Annotated in this window: 8 protein-coding genes; all 8 read right to left on the bottom strand. The window is 70.8% G+C overall.

Annotation, left to right across the window (positions count from 1 at the left end):
- The coding region (locus AQJ30_RS39310) for a glucose-6-phosphate isomerase (protein WP_483855235.1) at nucleotides 1-627 on the bottom strand (627 nt) is incomplete at its 3' end.
- Nucleotides 628-749: 122 nt separating this feature from the next.
- The gene (locus AQJ30_RS11620; protein ID WP_067232151.1) at nucleotides 750-1583 is read right to left on the bottom strand and encodes an aldo/keto reductase; all 834 of its coding nucleotides are present in this window, start codon (nucleotides 1581-1583) and stop codon (nucleotides 750-752) included.
- Nucleotides 1584-1653: 70 nt separating this feature from the next.
- The gene (locus AQJ30_RS11615) at nucleotides 1654-2757 is read right to left on the bottom strand and encodes an NAD(P)/FAD-dependent oxidoreductase (RefSeq protein ID WP_067232148.1); all 1104 of its coding nucleotides are present in this window, start codon (nucleotides 2755-2757) and stop codon (nucleotides 1654-1656) included.
- A 441-nt stretch (nucleotides 2758-3198) separates the two neighbouring features.
- Nucleotides 3199-3534: an RNA polymerase-binding protein RbpA gene (locus AQJ30_RS11610; RefSeq protein WP_079083975.1), complete on the bottom strand. Its 336-nt coding sequence runs from the start codon at nucleotides 3532-3534 to the stop codon at nucleotides 3199-3201.
- A gap of 220 nt (nucleotides 3535-3754) precedes the next feature.
- Nucleotides 3755-3991, bottom strand: a complete 237-nt coding sequence (gene secG, locus AQJ30_RS11605) for a preprotein translocase subunit SecG (protein ID WP_079060170.1) — start codon at nucleotides 3989-3991, stop codon at nucleotides 3755-3757.
- Nucleotides 3992-4098: 107 nt separating this feature from the next.
- Complete coding sequence (gene tpiA / locus AQJ30_RS11600; protein WP_067232136.1) at nucleotides 4099-4875, bottom strand: triose-phosphate isomerase; 777 nt, start codon at nucleotides 4873-4875, stop codon at nucleotides 4099-4101.
- A gap of 6 nt (nucleotides 4876-4881) precedes the next feature.
- A complete protein-coding gene (locus AQJ30_RS11595) occupies nucleotides 4882-6093 on the bottom strand; it encodes a phosphoglycerate kinase (protein WP_067232135.1) in 1212 nt (403 codons plus the stop codon).
- Between the two features lie 132 nt (nucleotides 6094-6225).
- Nucleotides 6226-7233, bottom strand: a complete 1008-nt coding sequence (gene gap / locus AQJ30_RS11590) for a type I glyceraldehyde-3-phosphate dehydrogenase (protein WP_067232133.1) — start codon at nucleotides 7231-7233, stop codon at nucleotides 6226-6228.
- Nucleotides 7234-7328 lie beyond the last annotated feature (95 nt).

Genomic DNA, 7328 nt, shown 5'->3' with positions numbered 1-7328 from the left:
GGCGACGATGAACAGCGTCTCCGCCGGGTCCAGGTCGCGGGTCGCCTCGTGCAGGTCGGCGCCGTCGACGTTGGAGACGAACCGGACCGTCAACTCCCGGTCCGTGTAGGGGCGCAGCACCTCGTAGGCCATCGCCGGGCCCAGGTCCGAGCCGCCGATGCCGATGTTGACGACGGTGCGGATCCGCCGGCCGGTGTGCCCGGTCCACTCCCCGGACCGCACCCGCTCCGCGAAGTCGGCCATCCGGTCCAGCACCGCGTGCACCGCCGGCACGACGTTCTCGCCGTCCACCTCGACCACCGCGTCCGCGGGAGCCCGCAGCGCGCTGTGCAGCACCGCCCGGTGCTCGGTGATGTTGATCTTCTCGCCGCGGAACATCGCGTCGCGGAGTCCGAACACGTCCCGGGCGGCGGCCAGTTCGCGCAGCAGCCGGAGCGTCTCGTCGGTGATCAGGTGCTTGGAGTAGTCGATGTGCAGGTCACCGACCTGGAGCGTGTACCCGGCGCCGCGGGCGGGGTCGGCGGCGAACAGCTCACGCAGCTGCACCTCGCCGACGTCCTCGCGGTGCCCGGCGAGGGCGCTCCACTCGGGCGTCCGGTTCAGCCTCGTACGACCGTCTGCGTTCATGTGCGACTTCAGCCTTCTTCCGTGCCTGTCCCAGCGGATCCAACCTAGTTGATCAGCGCGGGCACGGTGTCACGAAGAGCCCTGTCGGCCCGCGGATCGCGGTCGGGCGCGCCGGAGCGGGGTCACAGCATCTCCAGCAGCTGTTTGCTCCTCGGCGGCGGGAACGCCCGGTCCAGGGTTGCGAGGTCCTCGGCGGTCAGGTCCACCTCCCGCGCCGCCGCGTTCTCCTGGACGTGCGCGCGGGAGGACGCCTTCGGGATCGCGATGACGTCGTCGTGCCGCAGGACCCAGGCCAGGGCGATCTGCGCGGGGGTCGCACCGTGGGCGGCTGCCACGTCCCGCAGCGCCGGGTGGCCGAGCAGGCGGCCCTGCTCGACCGGCGAGTACGCCATGACGGGGATCGACAGTTCACGGCACCTGGGCAGCAGGTCGTACTCGGGCCCCCGACGGCTGAGGTTGTACAGCACCTGGTCGGTCTGCGGCCCGGCTCCGGGCGGCAGGTCGGCGAGATCGTCCACGTCCAGGTTGCTCACTCCCCAGGAGCCGATGGCGCCGTCCCGCACCAGGGACTCGAACGCCTCGACCGTCTCCTCCAGCGGCACGGCCCCGCGCCAGTGCAGCAGGTACAGGTCGATCCGGTCGGTGCGCAGACGACGCAGGCTCCCGCGGCACGCCCGGGTCACCCCGGCGGCGTCCGCGTGGGACGGGAGCACCTTGCTGACCAGGAAGACCTCGTCCCGCCGTCCGGCCACCGCCTCGGCCACCACGTCCTCCGCCGCGCCGTCCCCGTACATCTCCGCGGTGTCGACGAGGGTCATCCCCAGGTCCAGTCCGGCGCGCAGGGCCGACACCTCGGCCGCGCGGTGCCCGGGGTCCTCCCCCATGCCCCAGGTGCCCTGGCCGAGCGCCGGGACGGCAGCACCGCACGGCAGGACGACCGTCCGCGGATCCGCCATGGCTTCCTCCTGGAGGTGAGGGGCGGGATCTCCCGTCGGGATCTCCCCTCGGGATCTCCCGTCGAGGCGTTCAGCCGGGCTGCCGGCCGAGCGCTGCCGTCGGACGCAGGTTCTCCTCGAGTCCGTCGCCCGTGGCGGCCGCGGCCAGTGCCCGTCCCAGCCGGGGTGCCTGCTTGAACAGGTTGTGCCCGGCGGCGAAGTAGATCCCGTCCGCTTCCCAGACCGCCATGCCGTCCTCGCTCCACGGCAGGCTCGTCACCCAGCAGTGCAGGTACTCGACGGGCTCGGGGTCGAGGCCGGGCAGGGCGCGGGAGACGTACGCGCGGGCGCGGTCGTTGAGCGCCACCAGTGCCCGCGGGTCGGCGAAGCTGCCGTCCTCCCGTACCTCGACCGTTTCGTTGAGGCCCACCGCGTACCGGCTGTTGCCGGGGTAGGGGGTCGCGTAGACGCCGACCTCGCCGAAGTCGCCGCTGCTGTCCTGCAGACAGGCGACGCGCTCCGGGGGTGCTCCCCTGACCTGGAAGGTGAGGCGGACGTGGGCTGCGGGCTGCACGGGCAGCGAGAGCCCCACGGTGCGCGCCAGCCGCGCCGTGCCCATGCCCGCGCACACCACGGCCGTCGCGTACTCCTCGCGGCCGACGGAGCTGAGCACCTCCACCGTGCCGCGGCCGGTCGGGTGCAGTGAGATGACCTCGTCGGAGACCACGGCGTCACCCAGCGCGTCGGCCAGGCTCTCGACCGCGGCACGGGTACGGATGGCGCCACCGCCCTCGTCGAGCATGGCGGGGCCGCTGTAGTCGGCCAGCAGCGGCATGCGGGCGTGGAGCTCGGCGCCGTCCACGCTCCGGGCCGGTATGCCGCCGGCCTCCTGGAGGATGCGCAGTCTCCCGGGAACGGAACCGCCGAGGGCGACCACTCCGTCACCGGAGATCAGCTCGGCCCCCAGCCGCTCGGCCCACTCGTCCCAGACGGCGCGGCCCTCGCGGGTGAACTCCACCAGGCGGGGGTCGTCGTGCGCGTGGCGGAAGATGCGGGACTGGCCTCCGGACTGCCCGTGGCCGGGGACGCCGCTCTCGTAGACCCGCACCGGTGTTCCGCGTTCGGCCAGTGCGAAGGCGGTGCAGAGGCCGACGATGCCGGCTCCTACCACGGCCACCTCGGGAACCCGACTCATGCGATCGCCTCGCTTCACGTCCCGGAGCTGTCTGCCCGCCGACTGCCGTCCCGCCGGGCAGGGACAGCCGGGTTCCCCTCCCCTCGGGCCTCACACCGGCCCGGGATGTGTCAACCGGCCGCAGGCCCCGTCCCTCGGACGGATCACGTCGGCCGTCGCCACCCGACGTCGAAGGTGCTCCGGTCCGCGTGGTCGCGACTCGGCGGCATCGACATGCTGGTGAACAACGCCGGCATCGGCATGCGCAGGGTCAACCCACGCTTCATGACGGAGCCTCACAACCACTCGACCATGCGACGCGCCGGTTTCGTTCCCTACGGGCCGTCACGTGCCGGCAGCGAGGCACCCACTAGGGGCACGGGTTCCTGATGCCCGAATCGTCGCCGCCGAGTTCGCACCGTGGCTGCGGGACCGGACGCGCCGGCAATGAGGGCGCGGACCCTAGATCTCGCCCCGCAGCTTGGCGAGCGCCTCGGCGAGGATCGCCTCGCCGTCCGCGTCGCTGCGCCGCTCCCGGACGTACGCGAGGTGCGTCTTGTAGGGCTCGGTGCGCGGGGGGTCCGGCGGGTTGTCCTGGTCCTGTCCGGCCGGGAAGCCGCAGCGGGGGCAGTCCCAGGTGTCGGGGACCTGCGCGTCGCTGGCGAAGCTCGGCTGCGTCTCATGCCCGTTGGAGCACCAGAAGGAGACGCGCAGGCGCGGCGCGGACTCGCCCCGCTCGGCCTCGCCCATCGGCCCCGCCCCGACCCGGCTTCCTCGGATCGCGTTGCCACTTGCCACGGTCGTAACTCCCTGCGTGATGGTGCCGCGAAGCGAGTCGGCGTTTCGCTCCGCTGCGAGCGCCTCAGTCTACGTAAGGCCCAACGCGCGTCCAGTGCGCGGAGTTACCGACCCCCACACAGACGCACGCCCCATGATAGGCCGCGCCGGGGAGCGCGTACCGAACATGGGGCGTTACGTGCGGAACGAGTGTGCCGCGGGGGCGTACCGCGCGTCGGTCTCAGCTGTTGCTCTTCATCAGCAGGCCGAGCACCACGATGCACGCGAACCAGAGCAGACCGATCACCACGGTGATCCGGTCGAGGTTGCGCTCGGCGACCGAGGAGCCGCCGACGGAGGACGCCATGCCACCGCCGAACATGTCGGACAGGCCGCCGCCCTTCCCCTTGTGCATCAGCACCAGCAGCATCAGCAGCAGGCTGAAGACGATCAGGGCGATCGAGAACCCCAAAACCACGGCTGGACCAACTTCCTCGGATTCGGATGACGACGGGGCGTGGTGGCTGCCCACCACGCCCCGCAAGGGTACGACGAAACGCCGTCACCGCCTACTCACAGCTCGTCTCACTGGTCGCGGAAACGCACGATCTTGACGAACTCGTCGGCGTCCAGCGAGGCACCGCCGACCAGGGCGCCGTCGATGTCGGCCTGCGCCATGATCTCGGCGACGTTGCCCGACTTCACGGAGCCGCCGTACTGGATGCGGACCGCGTCGGCCAGCTCCTGGGAGTACAGCTCGGCGAGCTTGCCGCGGATGGCGGCGCAGACCTCCTGCGCGTCCTCGGCGCCGCACACCTTGCCGGTGCCGATGGCCCACACCGGCTCGTAGGCGATCACGACGCTCTCGGCCTGCTCGGCCGGGACGTCCTTCAGGCCGCCCTCGACCTGGGCGAGGGTGTGGCCGACGTGGTTGCCCGCCTCGCGGACCTCCAGCTCCTCGCCGACGCAGAGGATCGGGGTGATGCCGTGCTTGTAGGCGGCCTTCACCTTGGTGTTGACGACCTCGTCGGTCTCGGCGTGGTACTGGCGGCGCTCGGAGTGGCCGACGGCGACGTAGGTGCACTTCAGCTTCGCCAGCATCGGGCCGGAGATCTCGCCGGTGTAGGCGCCCCCGTCGTGCGCCGAGATGTCCTGGGCGCCGTACTTGATCTTCAGCTTGTCGCCGTCGACCAGGGTCTGCACGGAGCGCAGGTCGGTGAAGGGCGGCAGGACGGCGACCTCGACGGCCTCGTAGTCCTTGTCCGCGAGGGCGAAGGCGAGCTTCTGGACGTGGGCGATGGCCTCGAGGTGGTTGAGGTTCATCTTCCAGTTGCCCGCCATCAGCGGCGTGCGAGTGGTCATGCGGGGTCAGTCCTCCAGTGCGGCGAGGCCGGGGAGCGTCTTGCCCTCGAGGTATTCGAGGGAGGCGCCGCCACCGGTCGAGATGTGGCCGAAGGCGTTCTCGTCGAAGCCCAGGGTGCGCACGGCCGCGGCGGAGTCGCCGCCGCCGACCACGGAGAAGCCCTTGGAGTCGACGAGGGCCTGGGCGACGGCCCGGGTGCCCTCGGCGTAGTCGGGGTGCTCGAAGACGCCCATGGGGCCGTTCCAGAAGACGGTGGCGGCGTCGGCGAGCTTCGAGGCGTACAGCGTGCGGGTCTGCGGGCCGATGTCCAGGCCCTCCTGGTCGGCCGGGATGGCGTCCGCGGCGACGGTCGTGGGGTGCGTCGGGGCCTTGGCCTTCAGGTCCGGGAACTCGGTGGAGACCAGCACGTCGACGGGGAGGACGAGCTCGACGCCGTTCTTCTCGGCTCGCTCGATGTACTCCTTGACGGCCGGGACCTGGTCCTCCTGGAGGAGGGAGATGCCGACCTCGTAGCCCTTGGCCTTGAGGAAGGTGTAGGCCATGCCGCCGCCGATGAGGAGGCGGTCGGCCTTGCCGAGGAGCTGGTCGATCACGGCGAGCTTGTCGGAGACCTTGGCACCGCCGAGGGCAACGACGTAGGGCCGCTGGACGTCCTCGGTGAGCTTCTTCAGCACGCCGACCTCGGTGGCGATGAGGTAGCCGGCGTAGTGCGGCAGGCGGGCCGGGAGGTCGTACACGGAGGCGTGCTTGCGGTGCACCGCGCCGAAGCCGTCGCCGACGTAGACGTCGGCGAGCGCGGCGAGTTCGTCGGCGAAGGCGCCGCGCTCGGCGTCGTCCTTGCTGGTCTCGCCCGCGTTGAAACGGAGGTTCTCCAGGACGGCGACCTGGCCGTCGGCGAGGCCGGCGACGGTGGCCTTCGCGGACTCGCCGACCGTGTCGGACGCGAACGCCACCGGGCCGTCGAGGAGTTCACCGAGGCGGGCGGCGGCCGGCGCGAGGGAGAAGGCGGGGTCCGGGGCGCCCTTGGGGCGGCCCAGGTGCGAGGCGACGACCACCTTGGCGCCCGCGTCCACGAGGGCCTTGACGGTGGGCAGCACGGCGCGGATGCGGCCGTCGTCGGTGATGGTGCCGCCGTCCAGCGGCACGTTCAGGTCGGCGCGGACGAAGACCCGCTTGCCGCTGACGCCTTCGGCGAGAAGTTCGTCGATCGTCTTCATTGAGGGGACTCCTGAAGGGCTCGTGATGCCCCTGATGGTAGGAGAGCTGATCCGTACGTGCGGCAGGGCCCGGGCGGCGCGGCGGTGCGCTGCCCGAGCCCTGCTGTCACATCGAGGTGCCTGGTGCGGCGATCAGAGCTGGTTGCCGACGAAGACCGTGAGGTCGACGAGGCGGTTGGAGTAGCCCCACTCGTTGTCGTACCAGCCGAGGATCTTCACCGTCGTGCCCTCCTGGACCATGGTCAGGGAGGAGTCGAAGGTGCAGGACGACGGGTCGCTGACGATGTCCGAGGAGACGATCTCGTCCTCGGTGTAGGTCAGGTAGCCCTGCAGCTCACCCTCGGAGGCCTTCTTGAACGCGGCGTTGACCTCGTCCTTGGTGACCTCGCGGGACAGCTCCACGACGAGGTCGGTGGCCGAGCCGGTCGGGACCGGGACGCGCATGGCGATGCCGTCCAGCTTGCCCTTGAGCTGCGGCAGGACCAGCGCGGTGGCCTTGGCGGCGCCCGTGGTGGTCGGGATGATGTTCTCGGCGGCGGCACGGGCGCGGCGCAGGTCCTTGTGCGGGAAGTCCAGGATGCGCTGGTCGTTCGTGTACGCGTGCACCGTGGTCATCAGACCCTTGACGATGCCGAAGTTCTCGTCGAGGACCTTCGCCATCGGCGCCACACAGTTGGTGGTGCAGGAGGCGTTGGAGATGACATGGTGGTTGGCCGCGTCGTACTTGTCCTGGTTGACGCCCATCACGATGGTGATGTCCTCGTCCTTGGCCGGGGCCGAGATGAGGACCTTCTTGGCGCCGCCGGCGATGTGCTTGGCGGCGTCGTCCTTCTTCGTGAAGATGCCGGTCGACTCGATGACGATGTCGACGCCCAGCTCGCCCCAGGGGATGTCGGCCGGGTTGCGCTCCGAGAGCACCTTGATGGTGTGGCCGTCGACGGTGATCGTGTCGGCGGTGTGGGACACCTCCTGCTTCAGGCGGCCCAGGATCGTGTCGTACTTCAGCAGGTGAGCGGTGGTCGCGGTGTCACCCAAGTCGTTGACGGCCACGACCTCGATGTCCGCTCCCTGCTCCAGCAGTGCGCGGAAGTAGTTGCGCCCGATGCGGCCGAAGCCGTTGATGCCTACGCGGATCGTCACGAACCGATCTCCTCGTTGGTACGCCGGCCATGCGGTGCCGGCGAGCTCTGTTTGGGATGTCCCCGACCACCCCCGACCCTACCTCTCCGGGGCCC

It is taken from the genome of Streptomyces longwoodensis (assembly GCF_001514125.1).
In the GTDB taxonomy this organism is placed as follows: domain Bacteria; phylum Actinomycetota; class Actinomycetes; order Streptomycetales; family Streptomycetaceae; genus Streptomyces; species Streptomyces longwoodensis.
The sequence above is the reverse complement of the archived record's forward strand: the minus strand, read 5'-3'. Positions and strand labels throughout refer to the sequence as shown.